The organism is Alphaproteobacteria bacterium, assembly GCA_018667735.1.
GTDB lineage: Bacteria > Pseudomonadota > Alphaproteobacteria > Rickettsiales > JABIRX01 > JABIRX01.
Map to the genome: position 1 here is coordinate 15,174 of JABIRX010000021.1, position 16,094 is coordinate 31,267.

Below are 16,094 nucleotides of genomic sequence, written 5' to 3' on the forward strand. Positions count from 1 at the left end.
GCTATATGCTTATCTATAGAAGATAGTGCTTTTATTTGTATGAGCTCTTTAATAATGGATTTAACCCATATAGAAACAGAAGCTATGGTTGTGGCAGGCACAGTTATTACACCGGGTAAGATTGTTAAAAGGGGTGAGATATGGTCTGGTAATCCAGGAAGATTTATGCGTAAAATGAGTGAGTCTGAAATAAGCTTTATCGCAAAATCTGCAGAAAACTATATTCTTTTAGCACAGGAGTACTTTAATTAAAACAAGCTGCTTTACACATTTATCAATGCTATATGCTTATCTATAGAAGATAGTGCTTTTATTGGTATGAGCTCTTTAATAATGGATTTAGCCCATATAGAAACAGAAGCCATGTTAGCAGCAGGAACAGTAATTACGCCGGGTAAGATTGTTAAAAGAGGTGAGATATCGTCTGGTAATTTGTATAGATTTATGCGAAAGATGACAGAGTCTGAAATAAACTTTACTTACATAAGAAAATAATTAACAATTTACGCTCTATGGTAAATATAGTTATAAGAGTTTTTACTATAAGCTAGAAATAAATATGACTTTACTACAGCATTAAACAAAGTAAGTTTACTTATAATATGATATGCTAAAATAAGTTTTACAAACTAAACATATATAGTTGTAAAAGATAGAATATCACCTTGCTTTAGCTTATTAATCTTATCAACTAACATTAGATTCATAACTTAAAAAAACATAGTATATTTAGTTATAAGGTATCTATCTGTCATTGGTTTTCAACTAAACACCAATATCAGAAGCTAACTCTTATTGCTCCTATATTTTATTTAAAGTTTTTGCTACTGGCCCTTTTTTAAATATATCCAGAGATTTAAGCAAAAAAATAATAATAGACCGCACTTATTATACTTGCTTCATCAGATCATACATAATCCTTATTATATAAATTTATTAAAAGTAATAGTAATTTTTTAGAAATTTATATTTATACTTATGATAAATGAGACAAATATATCGAGACTCCAAACTTTGTCCTAATTGAGAATTTTTACTTAAATTTAAGCTATTTTATTGTATTCTCTAACCAGAAATAATCTTCATAGTAATCTATTTGCTAACTTTGGTAGCTGATGCTTCATCTAGTGCTACTAGAAAATATCATATTTATGTAATACTATATAAATCAAGCATTTTCTAGAGATAAAATACTCGATTAGTTGCTTTATTTATGAGCGTATAATTTGATAACTTTAAGATATAAGACAAAGATTTAATTAAAAATAATTCATTATCGTTAAGCATTAAGCACAAATAAATATCTCACCTTAACAATATTTTTTCCTAAATATCCTTATCCAACTTATGCACTAAATAAGTAAAGATTTCTTCAAATATTAAATCTAATATGCTAGCTTTATGCAACTTCTATACATCTTAAAGTATTATATTTAAATGTTAATTGTTGCAAATTGCTTATAACTTAAATTAAAAATCTAATATAAGCAAAATACTTATTATGTAAAATTTTCATTTTTAAATGTAAAACTAAATTTACCCAAATGTTAAAAATTACATAACACACAATAATTTTCAGCAAAAAACAAAAGAGTCTCCCAATTTAGTCACTATTGATTATTATTTCAAAACTTATGGCTTATGTTATAAGATAAAGAAAACTAATAATAAAATAAATGTCACCAAAGTTACAGATGAAGAAATAGATAGTAATATTGCCTCTTTACTAGACACACACAAATCCTTAAACTTCGTATTATAACCTACAGCAAACATGGCAAAAACTATCAATATTCTAGATAAATCACTAATAGTATTTATAACATTATCACTGAAAATATCTAAAGTTGATAGTAAGCTCATGCATAAAAAAAATAATATAAAAGTAGGTATGGAAGTAATAATATTTATGATTTTATTATTTCCAAATTTTTGCTTATTATTATAAAATAAAAATACGACTAATATTGGAGAGAGTAATAGCACCCTAATTAATTTTATAATTGTAGCTCTATCACCTGATTCATTAGAAAAAATCATTCCTGTAGCTATAGATTGAGGAACAGACTGAACCGTACTTCCTGCAACTATTGCAAATTGATTATCTGACAATAATAGAACCTTTCCTAGAACAGGATAAAAAAACATGGCAATAGTACCACATATAGTAATAGCAGCAATTGCTAGAGAAATATTATGTTTTTTAGCTTTTATTAATTTAGCTAAAATAATAATAGCGCTAGAACCACATATTGCATTACCAAAAGCAATTAAAATTACCAATTCTTTATTCTTCAGTTTGAAATATTTAGCAATTTTTACAGTTATAAATAAAGCAAATAAAACTGCGGATAAAACTATTATAAACTCAAAAAAGGTAATTTCTGAAAAGAAAGAAAAATTAAGCTTAGCACCTAACAAAACAATGGCAAACTGAAGGATATGTTTTTCACAACAATTTGTTATTTTAGAGTTAAGTTCATATTTTATAAAATTCCCTGAAAGAAAGCCCATTACTATAACCAGCAAAACTGGGCTAATAATAAGTGAACTATTAGAGATATTTATGAGACCTGAAACTAAGAATGAAAGCTCGAAGGATAAGTAAACAAAAAAGGATATAAATAAAATTGCTATTATATTATTTTTTGATTTAGACAAAAATAGTCTATACACTGTATGTAAACTTAATCTACTAGCTCAATGATTGCTGTTGGAGCGGCATCACCGTGCCTAAAACCTGTTTTCAGAATCCTAGTATAACCACCGTTTCTTTTAGAAAATTTAGGGCCTATTTCTTCACAAAGTTTTTTGGAAATAACTTCATTTCTAGTCTTAGAAATAAGAGACCTTCTAGAACTCAGATTACTTTTTTTTGCTATCGTAATTAACTTTTCAGCATAAGGTCTTAAAGTCTTGGCTTTAACTAAAGTTGTCTGAATTCTACCATGCTCGAATAAAGCACTAGCTAAATTAGCTAATAAAGCTTTTCTGTGGCTCGGAGTTCTGTTTAACTTTTTGTTTGATTTTGCTAGATGCTTCATTACTATACCAAATTAACTATTATCATCAGTTTTTTTATTTATGTCTCCCAAGTTCTCTGGTGGCCATTCTTCAATATCCATACCAAAATTTAAATTTAAGCTTTGCAATATAGCTCTAATCTCATTTAATGACTTCCTACCGAAATTTGGAGTCTTAAGCATATCATTTTCTGACCTTTTAACTAAGTCACCTAAATGATTAATATTCTCATTTTTAAGACAATTTTGAGATCTAACAGATAACTCAAGTTCTTCAACTTTTTTAAGCAACACTGGATCAAAGCTAAACTTCTCCTCTTCTACAGTTTCTTCAGCAAGTACTATATTATCGTCGAAGTTGATAAATAAATTCATTTGCTCTTTCATGATCTTTGCAGCTATACCTACTGCCAAGTCAGGTTCTATAGCTCCATTGGTTTCGATATCAAGTATTAACTTATCATAATCAATTACTTGTCCTACTCTACTGCTACTAACAGCAAAAGTTACGGTTTTTATAGGTGAAAAAACAGTGTCTATATTGATCAACCCAATTTCTTTATTATCATTAGCTTCTTTTGAAGAATCTCTATAGCCTTTTCCAGATTCTATTACAAGCTCGGCTTTAAACTTTGCCTTGTCATCTATGTGACAGATCACTTGATCTGCATTAACGACAGAGACGCCTTCTGGCAATATTAAATCAGCTGCTGTCACTTGACATGGCCCTTGAACTTCTATTACAGCTTTCTTTTTTGTAGCTGTTTCACTTAGAAGTGTAACTTTCTTTAGATTTAAAATAACATCTATAATATCCTCTGTTAAACCTTCTACGCTGTCTTGCTCGTGAATAACACCTTCTATTTTAACACCAGTAAAAGCTGTACCAAAAATTGATGACAACAATATTCTTCTTAATGAGTTTCCTATTGTTGTGCCAAACCCCCTTTCCAAAGGTTCAACTATTATTTTTGCAGATTTATTATCTGATTTTGCATCATAGCTAATTTTTGAAGGCTTAAGAAAGTCTTTCCAATTTTCTGCTAACATTTTTTTACCAATTAATTTATTATACTCTTCTTTTCTTAGGAGGACGACAGCCATTATGTGGAACTGGAGTTACATCTTTTATGTAAGTAACTACATAACCTAATGATTGCAATGCTCTTAAAGCAGATTCTCTACCAGCGCCTGGACCTTTTACTTCCACTCCGATAGTTTTTAGTCCAAAATCTGACGCTTCCTTACCAGCTGTTTCAGCTGCTACTTGCGCTGCAAAAGGAGTTGACTTCCTAGCACCCTTAAAGCCACACTTACCGGCTGATGCCCAAGATAATGTATTACCTTGCAAATCAGCAAATGTGATAATTGTGTTATTAAAGGAGGCGAATATATGAACTATTCCAACTGATATATTCTTTTTTTCTTTTTTCTTTATTTTCTTTTGCGTAGCCATAATTAACTATATTTTCTTCTTATTAGCAATTGGAGATGATTTACCCCTTCTAGTGCGAGCATTATTATGCGTATTTTGACCTCTTACAGGTAATTTAGATCTATGCCTTAAGCCTCTGTAGCATGCAAGGTCCATAAGAGTCTTAATATTAGTTGCAACTAAAGATCTCAAAACACCTTCAACTTGATGATTAGCGTCTATTGTCTCTCTAATCTTAATTATTTCGTCTTCTGTTAGATCTTTCACTCTTCTTTCTAAAGGTATCTTTAAATCAGAGCATAATTTCAATGCTGTAGTATTACCAATTCCATATATATAGGTAAGTGCAATATGCACTCTTTTTTGTGTAGGTATGTTAACTCCTGCTATTCTAGCCAATTTATTACCTTTTATCTGTTATTAAATTTAGAAGAATTTCGATTATCATCATTTTAGCTGTTATGTCAAACTTTTTTTGCTTTTTTGTAAATATTAAATCAACTTCTTTATTTCATCATATACTATCATCATTTCTTTCTCTCCGTCTATGCTACTTAAAAGATTTCTTTCCTTATAATATGATAAAATAGGAAACGTGTCCTGCTTATATGAGTTTAATCTTATCTTTACAGTTTTGGCATTATCATCCTTTCTCCTTAGAAACTTAGTACCTGAACAATGATCACACTTACCAGAAATTTTAGTTGGCTTAAATATATCATGATAGCCTGCCTTACAATTACTACACGCAAATCTACCGGTTATTCTTTTAAGAACCTCCTCTTCGCTACTAGTTATTGATATTGCTCTTACTTCTGTATCCTTAAAACTTTTATTACTCTCTAGTAGCAAGCTGAGATGCTCTGCTTGATTAATTGTCCTTGGAAAACCATCCAGAATTATACCTTTATCGCAATCAATGCCAGATAATTTATTTTCAAGAGATTTAATTATCAAAGAGTCTGGCACTAAATTACCACTTAACATGATATCCTTAAGCTCCTTAGCCTGATCAGAATCACCCATAGCCATATCTCTTAGCATATCTCCTGTAGATAACTTCACGTAATCTAGTTCTTTTTCAAGCATTTCAGCTTGCGTACCTTTACCACAACCAGGAGGCCCTAATAAAATTAATACTTTCATTACGCTCTAATTTTAATTCTATTCTTTTTTATTACAGAATCATATTTACTACTTAGCAAATGTGATTGCACCTGTGTCAAACTATCCATCGCAACGTTTACAACTATCAGTAAACTAGTGCCACCTAGGTAAAAAGGCAAAGAGTATTTTGCTATAACTAATTCAGGAATTATACAGATAACTACCAAGTAGGCTGCTCCTATCACAGTGATTTTACTCAAAACATCATCTAAATAATTAGCGGTCTGCTCTCCAGGCCTTATACCCGCAACAAAACCACCTGCCTTTTTCAGCTGATCAGCTGTTTCCTTTGCATTAAACACTATTGCAGTATAGAAAAAACAAAAAAATGCAATTAATAAGGAATAAATAATAATAAATAATGGTTTACCATGTGCTAAATTTGCTGTGACAAAGGAAGAAATAGATGAAGGATTAGTTGTATTACCAAAGGAAATAATAGTAATTGGGAATAACAACAGAGAACTTGCAAAAATTGGTGGTATAACACCTGACGTATTTAACTTTAGTGGTAAATGACTACCTTCTGAATTAGACATTCTATTTCCCATATTTCTTTTTGGATATTGAACTCTTATATTCCTAAAAGAGCGCTCAAAAAATACTATAACGGAAATTAAACCTATAATAAGAATTATTATAAATAATATAAAGAAGGTAGAATAGATACCAGTTTTACCAAGCTCAATAGTACTAATCAAAGCCGATGGAAGTTCGGCAACAATACCAGCAAATATAATCAAGGAAATACCATTACCTATACCTCTTGCGGTTATTTGATCACCCAACCATAGTAAAAACATGGTTGATCCAACTAAACTTACAACGGTGGTTAAGCGAAAGAAACTACCTTCATACAATACAGCTGCTCCAGCTTGTGCAGAAAGATTTTCAAGGCCAACAGCTATACCATAGCTTTGAAATAATGCTAAAAATATTGTAAAATATCTAGTATATTGGGATATTTTTTTTCTACCCTCTTCACCTGACTTTTTTAGCTCACTAAGGGATGGCGTAGTTGTAGTCATCAACTGCATTATAATAGAAGCGGTTATATAAGGCATGACGTTAAGTGAAAATATAGTCATCCTACCTAAAGCTCCACCTGAAAACATATTAAGCATACCCAATATACCAGATTGGTTCTGACTACTTATTTGCTTAAATACTAATGGGTCTATACCAGGAAGTGGTAAGTATGTTCCAAACCTATAAATTACAAGAACAGCTATTGTAAAAAAAATTCTACTCTTAAGATCTTTTATCCTGTCTATTTTTCCTTCATTCCTAGAGTTCTTCATAATAATTTACGCTTCCTTAACTTCACCTCCAGCTTTGGTAATTTTATCTTTAGCGGCCTTAGAGATATAAGGGAAGGAAACTATTATTTTTGAATTAATCTCACCATTAGAAAGTAATTTGATACTACTAACGTTAGATTTAACACAACCAGCTTCAATTAATGCTGATAGATTTATCTCTTTTTTACTATCCAATCTTTTAGAATCGATTAGTAATTGTAACGTGGAGATATTTATAACTTCTGGCTTACTAGCAAATATATTATTAAAACCTCTTTTAGGTAACCTTCTGTGTATTGGCATTTGACCACCTTCGAACCCTTTTATAGAAACACCAGAACGTGACTTTTGCCCTTTATGTCCTCTTCCTGCTGTTTTACCTGTTCCAGAAGCTATTCCTCTACCCACTCTTTTTCTCTTTTTGAATGAACTAACTTCCTCCAAAATAACTGATAAATTTGCCATTATATTAACCTTTATTCTTCTATTATCTTTACGAGATGAGCTATTTTATTAGCCATACCAAGATTATCCTTAGTAGCCAAAAGCTCCCTAACTGAATTTATTTTTTTTAAGCCTAAGCCCCTTACTGTTGCTCTAACCTTCTCGTTTTGACCAATTGTACTTTTTATTAACTTAACTTTAAATGTTTTTGCCATTTTACTATGATTTACTGTTCAACTTCTTCTAATTTTTGCTCTTTTTGCGCTTGTGACTTTCTTTTACTAATAATCTCACTAACTTTCTTTCCTCTTTTTGCAGCTAGCATTTTAGGAGAATCAATCTTTTGTAAAGCGTCAAAAGTTGCTTTAACCAAGTTATAAGGGTTAGAAGTAGAAAGAGACTTTGCAACTACATCATGTATACCTACAGCTTCAAAAACTGCTCTCATTGCTCCACCTGCTATAATTCCAGTACCTGGAGGGGCGTTTCTTATTACTACTTTAGCAGCTCCATATTTACCAGCAGCATCATGATGTACAGTTCTACCTTCCCTAAGAGGGATTCTAGACAAATTCTTTTTAGCCATTTTGGTTGCTTTATTTCGGGCCTCAGTAACTTCTTTTGCTTTTCCGGTACCAAAACCTACCAATCCTTTCTTGTCACCAACTATGACCATAGCTGCAAAACCAAAGTTTCTTCCGCCTTTAACGACTTTAGTAACTCTGTTTACACATACTAACTTTTCAATAAATTCTATATTATTAGTGTCTATCATAAAAAACTCTATATTAAAACTTTAATCCATTCTCACGTGCCGCTTCGGCTAACGCTTTAACTTTACCATGGTATAGATAGCCACCTCTATCATATACAATAGTATTTATATTAGCCTCCTTTGCCTTGTTAGCAATATCAGAACCTACTTTTGTAGCAGAGTCTATATTAGCAGACTTTAATTTTAGCAATTTAGTAGACGAGGAAGCTATTGTTTTTGAGCTCTGATCATCTATTAGTTGCGCGTGTATATTTGCGTTAGAAATAAATACTGAAAGTCTAACACGACTAACTTTTGACAATCTTAACTTTCTTCTTACTCTTTGAGCTCTTTTAGCCGCTAATTTAACCATTTTTATACCTTATTTCTTTCCTTCTTTTCGAATAATATATTCATCAGAATATCTAACACCCTTACCTTTGTAGGGCTCTGGTGGTCTTAAAGATCTTATTATTGCAGCAGACTGCCCCAAAGATTCTTTATCATATGAGCTTAACTCTATAATTGTCGGCTTAGGACACTTTACTTCTAATGAGTCTGGTATTTCAAACTTTATATCATGACTATATCCCAAGCTTAGTGTTAAAAACTTATTTTGCAATACAGCTTTATAACCTACTCCTTCAATATTAAGGGTTTTACTAAATCCTTTAGTTACACCTAATACCATGTTATTTATTAAGCTTCTAAACAGACCCCATTTTTGCTTTGATGTTTTTGTGTCAGATGATTTATCTACTATTATAGATCCATCTAGCTTTTTAACACTAACATCATTATCAAATGATCTTTTTAGTTCTCCCTTAGGTCCCTTTATTCTAATAAAATTATTGTTTATTTCCACCTCTACTCCGGCAGGTATAATGATGGGCTGCGATCCAATTCTTGACATATTAAATACTTAAAATATTACACATAAAATTTCTCCACCTACATTTAGATCTCTAGCCTTGTAGTCTGGTATTACTCCTTTCGGTGTAGATAATATAGCTATCCCTAAACCATTATAATATCTTGGCAAATCTGCTATCTTTGAGTAAACCCTTCTACCAGGTTTTGACACTCTCGCAAAACTACTAATTATTCCTTTACCAAGATTATACTTTAATATCACGTTAACTTTTCTATTATCGTCCTCATTTTCAGCAAAGTCTTCAATAAAGCCCTCGTCCTTTAAAATAGTTAAGACATTTTGAGATAACTTTGAATTTATAAGTTCAGCGACTCCCAAAGAAGCCATCTGTGCATTATTAATTCTTGCTATCATGTCAGATAATACATCATTTACAAACATAATTTTTACCAGCTAGATTTAGTTAAACCAGGAATAGAACCCCATCCTGCATATTGTCTTAGTGCTATTCTAGATATACCAAAGTCTCTATAAAAACCTCTTGGCCTACCTGTTACATTACACCTATTTCTGTGCCTAATCTTAGAACCATCCCTTGGTAGCTTAGATAATTTTATCTGAGCTTCAAATTTATCCTGATCAGAACTTTTTTTATCAGAAATAACAGCTTTTAATTCAGCTCTTTTTTCTGCATATTTTTTTATTAATTTTTCTCTTCTATTATTTTTTGCTACCGCACTAACTTTAGCCATAATTACCTATACTAACTCCTAAATGGAAAATTAAATTTTTTAAGCAACGCTTTGCAATCCTCATCACTTTGCGCTGTAGTTACCACTGTTATATCCATACCAAGAATTGTAGAGATTTTGTCATAACTTACTTCTGGAAAAATAATTTGCTCCTTTAAACCAAAGTTATAATTACCTCTACCATCAAAGCTTTTTGCAGATAAACCCCTAAAATCTCTTACTCTAGGTAATGCTATATTAACTAACCTATCAAGGAATTCATACATCTTATCTTTTCTAAGAGTAACTTTACAACCTATTGGCATACCTTCCCTTAGTTTAAAAGTAGCAATAGATTTTTTGGCCTTTGTAAGCACAGGCTTCTGACCTGCAATCAATGACATTTCCTCTTGAGCGTTTTTTAATATCTTATTATCATTTACAGCTTCTCCTAAGCCCATATTTATAACAATCTTTTCTATCTTTGGTACAGACATAATATTATCTAAAGAGAGCTCCTGTGAAAGCTCTTTTTTAATACTAGTGTTGTACAAGTCTTTTAATCTAGCCATTTATTACTTCACCCGAACTTCTATTAATCCTTACTTTTTTACCTTCATCATCTTTTTTATATGATAACTTGACTTTCTTCTTATCTTTTTCGTCATAAAAATGCACGTTAGATATATGGATTGATGACTCCTTAGTTACTATCTCTGACTTCTCGCCTTGCTTAGTTGCTTTCTGATGCCTCTTTACTAAAGCCACGCCTTCTACCAAACACCTATTTTTCTCTGATAACATCTTGGTAATCTTTCCAGTAGATCCTTTATGCTTACCTGAAATAACAATTATGTTATCTCCTTTCTTTAATTTAGTTTTAAACATTACAACACCTCTGGAGCTAATGAAATTATTCTCATAAAACCCTTGGTTCTAACTTCTCTTGCCACTGGGCCAAAAATTCTAGTTCCTATTGGCTCTTTAGTCTTATTTACCAATACAACCGCATTTTTATCAAACTTTATAGTACTACCATCACTTCTTTTTGCTTCTTTAGCGCTACGTACTATCAAAGCCCTATATATGTCTCCCTTTTTCACCTTGCCATTAGGCAACGCACTTTTTACTGAAACGACTATTATGTCTCCTAATTTAGCTATATCATGATGCGAACCTCCTAGAACCTTAATACATTGTACTAATTTAGCCCCTGAATTGTCTGCAACCTCCACTCTACTTTGCATCTGTATCATAACGTTACCACTTATTAATTCTTAACAATTATCCACTTCTTTGTCTTAGAAATGGGCTTGCTTTCTACAATAGAAACCACATCTCCATTTTTAGACAAATTATCCTGATCATGGGCTGTATACTTCTTTGACGTAGTAACATACTTCTTGTAAACAGGATGCTTAAATTTCCTAGTGACTAATATAGTGACGGTTTTATCAGCCTTATCACTTACTACTGTGCCCTGCAATATTCTTTTTGGCATAATACTTAACTAACTTTCTTCTCGTTAAAAAATGTTAAAATTCGTGCTATATCGTTTTTAACCTGCTTAATTTTAGCAGAGTTTTTCAATTCTCCATTAGCACGAAGGAGATTTATGTTATAGAGTTCTTTCTTTAATTCAACAAATTTCTTTTCTAACTCATCTTTTGTCTTAGACTTTATGTCAATGTACTTCATTTAATTACTCTCTATTCTAGTTATAAATTTTACGGCAAAAGGCAATTTTGCAGATGCGAGCTCCAAAGCCTCTCTAGCAACTTCCTCGCTAACTCCATCTATTTCAAATATTATTCTTCCTGGTTTTACTCTAAAGACATAGTGCTCAACTGAACCCTTACCTTTACCCATTCTTACGTCTGTAGGTTTCTTTGTTACCGGTATATCTGGAAAAACTCTAATCCACATTTTACCAACTCTTTTCATATGTCTCGTTGCTGCCCTTCTAGCGGCCTCGATTTGTCTAGAGGTTATTCTTTCTGGTTGCATAGCTTTTAAACCGAAGGAGCCAAAACTCAATTGACTTCCACCCTTTGCATTTCCTTTTATCCTTCCTTTGAAGGCTTTTCTATATTTCGTTCTTTTTGGTAATAACATTTTTTCCTCTACTAGGCAGTTTCTTCTTCTTTACAAACCCACACTTTCACTCCGATTACACCGTATGCAGTGTTAGCTTCAGCTAAAGCGTAATCTACATTGGCCTTCAAAGTGTGTAGTGGCACTTGACCTTCTCTGTACCATTCCATCCTAGCTATCTCAGCACCAGATAACCTACCAGAGCAATTAATTCTTACTCCCTTCACTCCTAACCTTAGTGCAGATTGTATAGCTTTTTTCATCGCCCTTTTGTAAGATATTCTTCGCTCTATTTGACTAGCTATATTTTGAGCTATCAACTCAGCGCTAGTTTCGGGCTTTTTAACCTCAACTATATTTAAACTAACTTCTGCATCTGTAATTTTTTTGATTTGGTTTTTAACCTTTTCAATATCAGAGCCTCTTTTACCAATAATTATACCTGGCCTTGCAGTCTTAATTATTACAGTGACTTTCTTAGCTTGTCTTTCAATTAGAATTTTACTTATAGCAGCATTCTTTATCTGCTTTTTTATATATTTTCTAATTTTAAAATCTTCATCTAAGGATTTCACATAATCTGCCCCTTCGGCATACCAGCGAGAGTCCCAAGACTTGTTATTTCCTACTCTAAATCCTAATGGATTAACTTTCTGACCCATGATTAATCAACTTCCTTAACTATTATTTCCAAATTACTAAAAGGCTTTAGTATCCTAGCTCCCCTTCCTCTTGCTCTAGCCCTAAACCTTTTCATCACCAAACCTTTACCTACATTAACTCTATGCACTACTAAGTTGTCCACATCCAAGTCATGATTATTTTCAGCATTAGCAACAGCAGAGCTTAATGAAGCTTTAACTACTTTTGCTATTCTCTTTTTAGAGAAAGTTAACTGAGCCAAAGCATCGTTAACTCCAAGACCACGAATAAGCTCAGCTACCAAGCTTAACTTTTGTGGACTTGTTCTAATTGAACGAGTAAAGCATCTTGCTTCTCCCTCATTTACTCTTTTTGCGTTTTTAGCTTGTGCCATACTAACCTACTTATTTGCCTTTTTATCGCCATGCCCGTGATATACTCTGGTAGGAGAAAACTCACCAAGCTTATGATTTACCATATCTTCCTTTACCTGAACAGGGATAAATTTTTTACCGTTATATACTCCAAATGTCAAGCCAACAAATTCTGGAATAATTGTTGAGCGCCTTGACCAAGTTTTGATAATTGTGTTTATCCTACCTGATTCAATTACTGCTGTTGCTTTCTTTAATAAATAACCATCTATAAATGGTGGTTTCCAAACTGATCTAGCCATAGTTAATACCTACTTCTTATGTCTTCTTCTTATTATAAATTTATTTGTAGATTTATTACTTCTCGTACGTAAACCTTTTGTCTTCTTACCCCATGGAGTTACTGGATGTCTACCACCAGAGGTTTTACCCTCTCCTCCACCATGTGGGTGGTCAACTGGATTCATAGCCACACCTCTAACAGTTGGTCGTTTTCCCTTCCATACCATTCTACCAGCTTTTCCAAATTTTTGATTTTGGTTATCAGGATTAGAAACAGAACCTATTGTAGCCATAGCTCCTTCAGGAACTAATCTATACTCCCCCGATCTCAATTTAATTTGCACATAGCCATTATCTTTACCAACTATCTGCGCATAAGAACCCGCACTTCTAGCTAACTGGCCTCCTCGACCTATTTTTAACTCGATGTTATGAATAATGGTACCCGTTGGAATATTTACAACTTTCATTGCATTTCCAATGCTAACCTCAGTTTTCACTGAAGATAAAATTTTATCTCCTATTTTAAGCTTTTGTGGAGCAATGATATAAGAATAAACATTATCAGAATATTTAACCAATGCTATAAAGGCTGTTCTGTTAGGATCATATTCAATTCTTTCTACAATAGCCTCAACATCAAACTTATTTCTTCTAAAATCTATAGTACGATAACTCTTCTTGTGACCACCACCTATATGCCTTGTAGTGATGTGCCCATGATTATTTCTTCCTCCAGTTTTAGATAAGCCCTTAGTTAAACCTTTAAAAGGTTTTCCTGACCATAATTTGTCAGAAACCAATACTAACTGCCTTTGACCCGGTGTTATAGGTTGATACTTTCTTAATGACATTATTTTATACCTGTTGTGATATCAATTGGCTTTTCGAATTTAACAAAAAACTTCTTAAAGTCTGCTCTTTTTCCAATTTTCCCTTTAAACTTTTTTACTTTTCCCTTTGTTAAAGAAGAAGTAATTTTCAAAATCTTGCTACCCTTATACAAGAACGTAAGCGCTCTTTGCACATCACCCTTCGTTGCTGACTTTGGTCCTTTAAAAACAACATAAGAGTGCTCTGAAACTTTCAAAGACTTTTCTGTAACCAATGGAGACAATTTGTCAATAAAGCTATATTTGATCTTACTTTCCATCTGTAAACCTACTTTCTAGTTTATTAAACGCTGTTTCTGAAATATACAATCTATCATGATTCATAATGTCATAAACATTAGCACCATCGGAATGTAATATGTTCGTGTTCTTTAAATTTGCTACTGATTGAATAAAGCCCTTCTGCGTGTCGGAACTGTATATTATTAATGTTTTAATATCTTTGGTTGCTATTACGCTAGCTACTTCCTTAGTAGATGGTTTATCAATTTTAGGCTCTGCAACCAGCTGTAAAGTACCACCTTTCAAATGGTATGCTATAGCATTCAACAAACCCAGTTTTTTAACTTTTTTAGGTAACTTAGTATTGTGAGACCTTACTACAGGTCCAAATATAGTAGCACCACCTCTAAATTGAGCGGACCTTCTACTTCCTTGCCTTGCACTACCAGTTCCTTTTTGTTTAAAAGGCTTTGCAGTCGTACCTCTAATCTCAGAAATAGTCTTGGTTTTATGATTACCAAATCTTGACTTATTTTGCTGCCATAGAATAACAGACTTAATAATATCAAACCTTATATCCTCAAGAGAAAAGATAGCTCCCAACTTTCTAGTAGACACTTCTTTTTTAGTAAAAATATCAATTAATTTCAATTCCATTTAAAACCTATTTATCTTGCTCATTACTACCAACTTCTTCAGCTTTAACCGCCGCTTCAACTGGCTTTTGATTTTCCTCAAAAACATCTTTGAATCCAGCTGGATATGGCAATATTTTAGCTGAAACTCTCTTTACAGCGTCCGTTAAAGTGACAACCGTACCCTTCTTACCAGGCAATGCTCCTTTTACAAAAATTAAAGCATTTTCAGTATCAATCTTCATAACTTGTAAATTTTGTATAGTTACATTCGTGTTACCCATGTGACCAGCCATCTTCTTTCCTTTAAAGACTCTACCAGGATCTTGACACTGACCTGTAGATCCGTGAGACCTATGTGAAATCGACACACCATGGGTAGCTTCCAAACCAGCAAATCCATGCCTTTTCATTGCACCAGCAAAACCTTTACCTATAGTCTTGCCCCTTGCATCAACAAACTGCCCCTCTACAAAGTGGTCTACTGTTATCACTCTACCACTCTTAAACTCACTAACGTCGTCAACTTTGAACTCAGCTATGTGCTTGCGATAAGCGGTCTTTAGCTTATCAAACTCTTTCACTTGTGGAAGATTTATTGATTTTTTTCTAGACTCAAAAGAAGCAAGCTTAACATTTGATTCAGCATTGTGAGCAGCATTCAAAACCACGGCTTCTGGGCACTCTAGCACAGTCACTGGATAATGATCTCCGTACTCATCAAAAATCCTACTCATACCTATTTTCTTAGCTAATAATCCAACTCTCATACTATGCCTCAAGTAATTTTATATCAACATCAACACCAGCTGCAAGATCTAACTTTCTCAAAGCCTCTACCGTTTGAGCTGTGGGGGAAATAAATATAATACATTTATAAACCCTTATCTCAAACTGCTCTCTTGACTCCTTATCTACATGAGGAGATCTATTAACAGTGTATTTCTTAATTTTTCTTGGCAAGGGAACTGGCCCCTTAACATCTGCACCCGTTCTTTTAACGGTGGAAACAATTTCCGAAGCAGATTGAAAAATCAAGTTATTATCAAATGATTTTAGTTTTATTCTAATTTTTTGGTCTAACATTAAACAAATCCTTATTCTATAATTTCACTAACTACACCAGATCCCACAGTACGACCTCCCTCTCTTACTGCAAACCTCATACCCTGAGTCAATGCTACAGAATTAATCAAATTAATTGTCAATTCTATATTATCTCC

The 16,094-nt window shown here is 32.8% G+C and carries 31 protein-coding genes; 2 read left to right on the plus strand and 29 right to left on the minus strand.

Annotated elements, in window-relative coordinates:
* Positions 1-39 precede the first annotated feature (39 nt).
* Together HOH73_02330 and HOH73_02335 are read left to right on the plus strand one after the other, a co-directional pair.
* Entirely contained in the window at positions 40-252 is a 213-nt protein-coding gene (locus HOH73_02330; protein ID MBT5827696.1) for a hypothetical protein, read from the plus strand.
* 66 nt (positions 253-318) lie between these two features.
* The gene (locus tag HOH73_02335; protein MBT5827697.1) at positions 319-495 is read left to right on the plus strand and encodes a hypothetical protein; all 177 of its coding nucleotides are present in this window, start codon (positions 319-321) and stop codon (positions 493-495) included.
* Positions 496-1,644: 1,149 nt separating this feature from the next.
* Here HOH73_02335 and HOH73_02340 read toward each other — a convergent pair.
* From HOH73_02340 to tuf, 29 genes are all read right to left on the minus strand, one after another.
* Complete coding sequence (locus HOH73_02340) at positions 1,645-2,661, minus strand: putative sulfate exporter family transporter (GenBank protein ID MBT5827698.1); 1,017 nt, start codon at positions 2,659-2,661, stop codon at positions 1,645-1,647.
* A gap of 26 nt (positions 2,662-2,687) precedes the next feature.
* Positions 2,688-3,044, minus strand: coding sequence for a 50S ribosomal protein L17 (rplQ, locus tag HOH73_02345; protein MBT5827699.1), 357 nt, complete (start codon positions 3,042-3,044; stop codon positions 2,688-2,690).
* Positions 3,045-3,056: 12 nt separating this feature from the next.
* The gene (locus tag HOH73_02350) at positions 3,057-4,073 is read right to left on the minus strand and encodes a DNA-directed RNA polymerase subunit alpha (protein MBT5827700.1); all 1,017 of its coding nucleotides are present in this window, start codon (positions 4,071-4,073) and stop codon (positions 3,057-3,059) included.
* A 19-nt stretch (positions 4,074-4,092) separates the two neighbouring features.
* A complete protein-coding gene (rpsK, locus tag HOH73_02355) occupies positions 4,093-4,479 on the minus strand; it encodes a 30S ribosomal protein S11 (protein MBT5827701.1) in 387 nt (128 codons plus the stop codon).
* Between the two features lie 6 nt (positions 4,480-4,485).
* Entirely contained in the window at positions 4,486-4,857 is a 372-nt protein-coding gene (gene rpsM / locus HOH73_02360) for a 30S ribosomal protein S13 (protein MBT5827702.1), read from the minus strand.
* A 93-nt stretch (positions 4,858-4,950) separates the two neighbouring features.
* Positions 4,951-5,604, minus strand: coding sequence for a nucleoside monophosphate kinase (locus HOH73_02365; GenBank protein MBT5827703.1), 654 nt, complete (start codon positions 5,602-5,604; stop codon positions 4,951-4,953).
* Positions 5,604-6,926, minus strand: coding sequence for a preprotein translocase subunit SecY (secY, locus tag HOH73_02370; GenBank protein MBT5827704.1), 1,323 nt, complete (start codon positions 6,924-6,926; stop codon positions 5,604-5,606). Before secY ends, HOH73_02365 begins: the two co-directional genes overlap by 1 nt.
* Positions 6,927-6,932: 6 nt before the next feature.
* Positions 6,933-7,391, minus strand: a complete 459-nt coding sequence (locus tag HOH73_02375) for a 50S ribosomal protein L15 (protein MBT5827705.1) — start codon at positions 7,389-7,391, stop codon at positions 6,933-6,935.
* 11 nt (positions 7,392-7,402) lie between these two features.
* Entirely contained in the window at positions 7,403-7,585 is a 183-nt protein-coding gene (rpmD, locus tag HOH73_02380; GenBank protein ID MBT5827706.1) for a 50S ribosomal protein L30, read from the minus strand.
* 11 nt (positions 7,586-7,596) lie between these two features.
* Positions 7,597-8,145, minus strand: coding sequence for a 30S ribosomal protein S5 (gene rpsE / locus HOH73_02385; GenBank protein MBT5827707.1), 549 nt, complete (start codon positions 8,143-8,145; stop codon positions 7,597-7,599).
* Positions 8,146-8,158: 13 nt separating this feature from the next.
* Positions 8,159-8,497, minus strand: coding sequence for a 50S ribosomal protein L18 (locus HOH73_02390; GenBank protein ID MBT5827708.1), 339 nt, complete (start codon positions 8,495-8,497; stop codon positions 8,159-8,161).
* A 9-nt stretch (positions 8,498-8,506) separates the two neighbouring features.
* Positions 8,507-9,037, minus strand: a complete 531-nt coding sequence (gene rplF, locus HOH73_02395; protein ID MBT5827709.1) for a 50S ribosomal protein L6 — start codon at positions 9,035-9,037, stop codon at positions 8,507-8,509.
* 9 nt (positions 9,038-9,046) lie between these two features.
* Positions 9,047-9,439 (minus strand): 30S ribosomal protein S8, encoded by a 393-nt coding sequence (gene rpsH, locus HOH73_02400; protein ID MBT5827710.1) that lies wholly within the window; start codon positions 9,437-9,439, stop codon positions 9,047-9,049.
* 5 nt (positions 9,440-9,444) lie between these two features.
* Positions 9,445-9,750 (minus strand): 30S ribosomal protein S14, encoded by a 306-nt coding sequence (gene rpsN, locus HOH73_02405; protein ID MBT5827711.1) that lies wholly within the window; start codon positions 9,748-9,750, stop codon positions 9,445-9,447.
* An 11-nt stretch (positions 9,751-9,761) separates the two neighbouring features.
* Positions 9,762-10,301, minus strand: coding sequence for a 50S ribosomal protein L5 (gene rplE, locus HOH73_02410; GenBank protein ID MBT5827712.1), 540 nt, complete (start codon positions 10,299-10,301; stop codon positions 9,762-9,764).
* Positions 10,294-10,617 (minus strand): 50S ribosomal protein L24, encoded by a 324-nt coding sequence (rplX, locus tag HOH73_02415; GenBank protein MBT5827713.1) that lies wholly within the window; start codon positions 10,615-10,617, stop codon positions 10,294-10,296. The genes rplE and rplX overlap by 8 nt, the downstream gene beginning before the upstream one ends.
* Entirely contained in the window at positions 10,617-10,985 is a 369-nt protein-coding gene (rplN, locus tag HOH73_02420; protein ID MBT5827714.1) for a 50S ribosomal protein L14, read from the minus strand. Before rplN ends, rplX begins: the two co-directional genes overlap by 1 nt.
* Before the next feature lie 14 nt (positions 10,986-10,999).
* On the minus strand, positions 11,000-11,230 hold the full coding sequence (rpsQ, locus tag HOH73_02425) for a 30S ribosomal protein S17 (GenBank protein ID MBT5827715.1): 231 nt from the start codon (positions 11,228-11,230) through the stop codon (positions 11,000-11,002).
* A 5-nt stretch (positions 11,231-11,235) separates the two neighbouring features.
* Positions 11,236-11,427, minus strand: coding sequence for a 50S ribosomal protein L29 (locus HOH73_02430; GenBank protein MBT5827716.1), 192 nt, complete (start codon positions 11,425-11,427; stop codon positions 11,236-11,238).
* Positions 11,428-11,844, minus strand: coding sequence for a 50S ribosomal protein L16 (rplP, locus tag HOH73_02435; GenBank protein ID MBT5827717.1), 417 nt, complete (start codon positions 11,842-11,844; stop codon positions 11,428-11,430).
* 11 nt (positions 11,845-11,855) lie between these two features.
* Positions 11,856-12,485: a 30S ribosomal protein S3 gene (gene rpsC, locus HOH73_02440; GenBank protein ID MBT5827718.1), complete on the minus strand. Its 630-nt coding sequence runs from the start codon at positions 12,483-12,485 to the stop codon at positions 11,856-11,858.
* 2 nt (positions 12,486-12,487) lie between these two features.
* Positions 12,488-12,859 (minus strand): 50S ribosomal protein L22, encoded by a 372-nt coding sequence (gene rplV, locus HOH73_02445; protein ID MBT5827719.1) that lies wholly within the window; start codon positions 12,857-12,859, stop codon positions 12,488-12,490.
* Positions 12,860-12,865: 6 nt separating this feature from the next.
* Positions 12,866-13,141, minus strand: coding sequence for a 30S ribosomal protein S19 (rpsS, locus tag HOH73_02450; protein ID MBT5827720.1), 276 nt, complete (start codon positions 13,139-13,141; stop codon positions 12,866-12,868).
* A gap of 9 nt (positions 13,142-13,150) precedes the next feature.
* Positions 13,151-13,975, minus strand: coding sequence for a 50S ribosomal protein L2 (gene rplB, locus HOH73_02455; GenBank protein MBT5827721.1), 825 nt, complete (start codon positions 13,973-13,975; stop codon positions 13,151-13,153).
* Entirely contained in the window at positions 13,975-14,274 is a 300-nt protein-coding gene (gene rplW, locus HOH73_02460; protein ID MBT5827722.1) for a 50S ribosomal protein L23, read from the minus strand. The genes rplB and rplW overlap by 1 nt, the downstream gene beginning before the upstream one ends.
* Positions 14,264-14,893, minus strand: a complete 630-nt coding sequence (gene rplD / locus HOH73_02465; GenBank protein MBT5827723.1) for a 50S ribosomal protein L4 — start codon at positions 14,891-14,893, stop codon at positions 14,264-14,266. The genes rplW and rplD overlap by 11 nt, the downstream gene beginning before the upstream one ends.
* A 7-nt stretch (positions 14,894-14,900) precedes the next feature.
* On the minus strand, positions 14,901-15,641 hold the full coding sequence (gene rplC, locus HOH73_02470) for a 50S ribosomal protein L3 (protein MBT5827724.1): 741 nt from the start codon (positions 15,639-15,641) through the stop codon (positions 14,901-14,903).
* A gap of 1 nt (position 15,642) precedes the next feature.
* Complete coding sequence (gene rpsJ, locus HOH73_02475) at positions 15,643-15,957, minus strand: 30S ribosomal protein S10 (protein ID MBT5827725.1); 315 nt, start codon at positions 15,955-15,957, stop codon at positions 15,643-15,645.
* Between the two features lie 11 nt (positions 15,958-15,968).
* A partial coding sequence (gene tuf / locus HOH73_02480) for an elongation factor Tu (protein MBT5827726.1) occupies positions 15,969-16,094 on the minus strand: 126 nt, incomplete at its 5' end.

Coding starts and splice junctions, on each gene's coding strand:
- rplE (MBT5827712.1), bottom strand. CDS start 10,301: ATGGCTAGATTAAAAGACTTGTACAACACTAGTATTAAAAAAGAGCTT.
- HOH73_02375 (MBT5827705.1), bottom strand. CDS start 7,391: ATGGCAAATTTATCAGTTATTTTGGAGGAAGTTAGTTCATTCAAAAAG.
- secY (MBT5827704.1), bottom strand. CDS start 6,926: ATGAAGAACTCTAGGAATGAAGGAAAAATAGACAGGATAAAAGATCTT.
- HOH73_02390 (MBT5827708.1), bottom strand. CDS start 8,497: ATGGTTAAATTAGCGGCTAAAAGAGCTCAAAGAGTAAGAAGAAAGTTA.
- HOH73_02350 (MBT5827700.1), bottom strand. CDS start 4,073: ATGTTAGCAGAAAATTGGAAAGACTTTCTTAAGCCTTCAAAAATTAGC.
- rpsS (MBT5827720.1), bottom strand. CDS start 13,141: ATGGCTAGATCAGTTTGGAAACCACCATTTATAGATGGTTATTTATTA.
- HOH73_02335 (MBT5827697.1), top strand. CDS start 319: ATGAGCTCTTTAATAATGGATTTAGCCCATATAGAAACAGAAGCCATG.
- HOH73_02330 (MBT5827696.1), top strand. CDS start 40: ATGAGCTCTTTAATAATGGATTTAACCCATATAGAAACAGAAGCTATG.
- rpsJ (MBT5827725.1), bottom strand. CDS start 15,957: ATGTTAGACCAAAAAATTAGAATAAAACTAAAATCATTTGATAATAAC.
- rplQ (MBT5827699.1), bottom strand. CDS start 3,044: ATGAAGCATCTAGCAAAATCAAACAAAAAGTTAAACAGAACTCCGAGC.
- rplN (MBT5827714.1), bottom strand. CDS start 10,985: ATGATACAGATGCAAAGTAGAGTGGAGGTTGCAGACAATTCAGGGGCT.
- rplW (MBT5827722.1), bottom strand. CDS start 14,274: ATGGAAAGTAAGATCAAATATAGCTTTATTGACAAATTGTCTCCATTG.
- rpsQ (MBT5827715.1), bottom strand. CDS start 11,230: ATGCCAAAAAGAATATTGCAGGGCACAGTAGTAAGTGATAAGGCTGAT.
- rplP (MBT5827717.1), bottom strand. CDS start 11,844: ATGTTATTACCAAAAAGAACGAAATATAGAAAAGCCTTCAAAGGAAGG.
- rpsC (MBT5827718.1), bottom strand. CDS start 12,485: ATGGGTCAGAAAGTTAATCCATTAGGATTTAGAGTAGGAAATAACAAG.
- rplF (MBT5827709.1), bottom strand. CDS start 9,037: ATGTCAAGAATTGGATCGCAGCCCATCATTATACCTGCCGGAGTAGAG.
- HOH73_02365 (MBT5827703.1), bottom strand. CDS start 5,604: ATGAAAGTATTAATTTTATTAGGGCCTCCTGGTTGTGGTAAAGGTACG.
- rpsN (MBT5827711.1), bottom strand. CDS start 9,750: ATGGCTAAAGTTAGTGCGGTAGCAAAAAATAATAGAAGAGAAAAATTA.
- rplB (MBT5827721.1), bottom strand. CDS start 13,975: ATGTCATTAAGAAAGTATCAACCTATAACACCGGGTCAAAGGCAGTTA.
- rpmD (MBT5827706.1), bottom strand. CDS start 7,585: ATGGCAAAAACATTTAAAGTTAAGTTAATAAAAAGTACAATTGGTCAA.
- HOH73_02430 (MBT5827716.1), bottom strand. CDS start 11,427: ATGAAGTACATTGACATAAAGTCTAAGACAAAAGATGAGTTAGAAAAG.
- rplD (MBT5827723.1), bottom strand. CDS start 14,893: ATGGAATTGAAATTAATTGATATTTTTACTAAAAAAGAAGTGTCTACT.
- rplC (MBT5827724.1), bottom strand. CDS start 15,641: ATGAGAGTTGGATTATTAGCTAAGAAAATAGGTATGAGTAGGATTTTT.
- rplV (MBT5827719.1), bottom strand. CDS start 12,859: ATGGCACAAGCTAAAAACGCAAAAAGAGTAAATGAGGGAGAAGCAAGA.
- rpsE (MBT5827707.1), bottom strand. CDS start 8,145: ATGATAGACACTAATAATATAGAATTTATTGAAAAGTTAGTATGTGTA.
- rplX (MBT5827713.1), bottom strand. CDS start 10,617: ATGTTTAAAACTAAATTAAAGAAAGGAGATAACATAATTGTTATTTCA.
- rpsK (MBT5827701.1), bottom strand. CDS start 4,479: ATGGCTACGCAAAAGAAAATAAAGAAAAAAGAAAAAAAGAATATATCA.
- rpsH (MBT5827710.1), bottom strand. CDS start 9,439: ATGTTTGTAAATGATGTATTATCTGACATGATAGCAAGAATTAATAAT.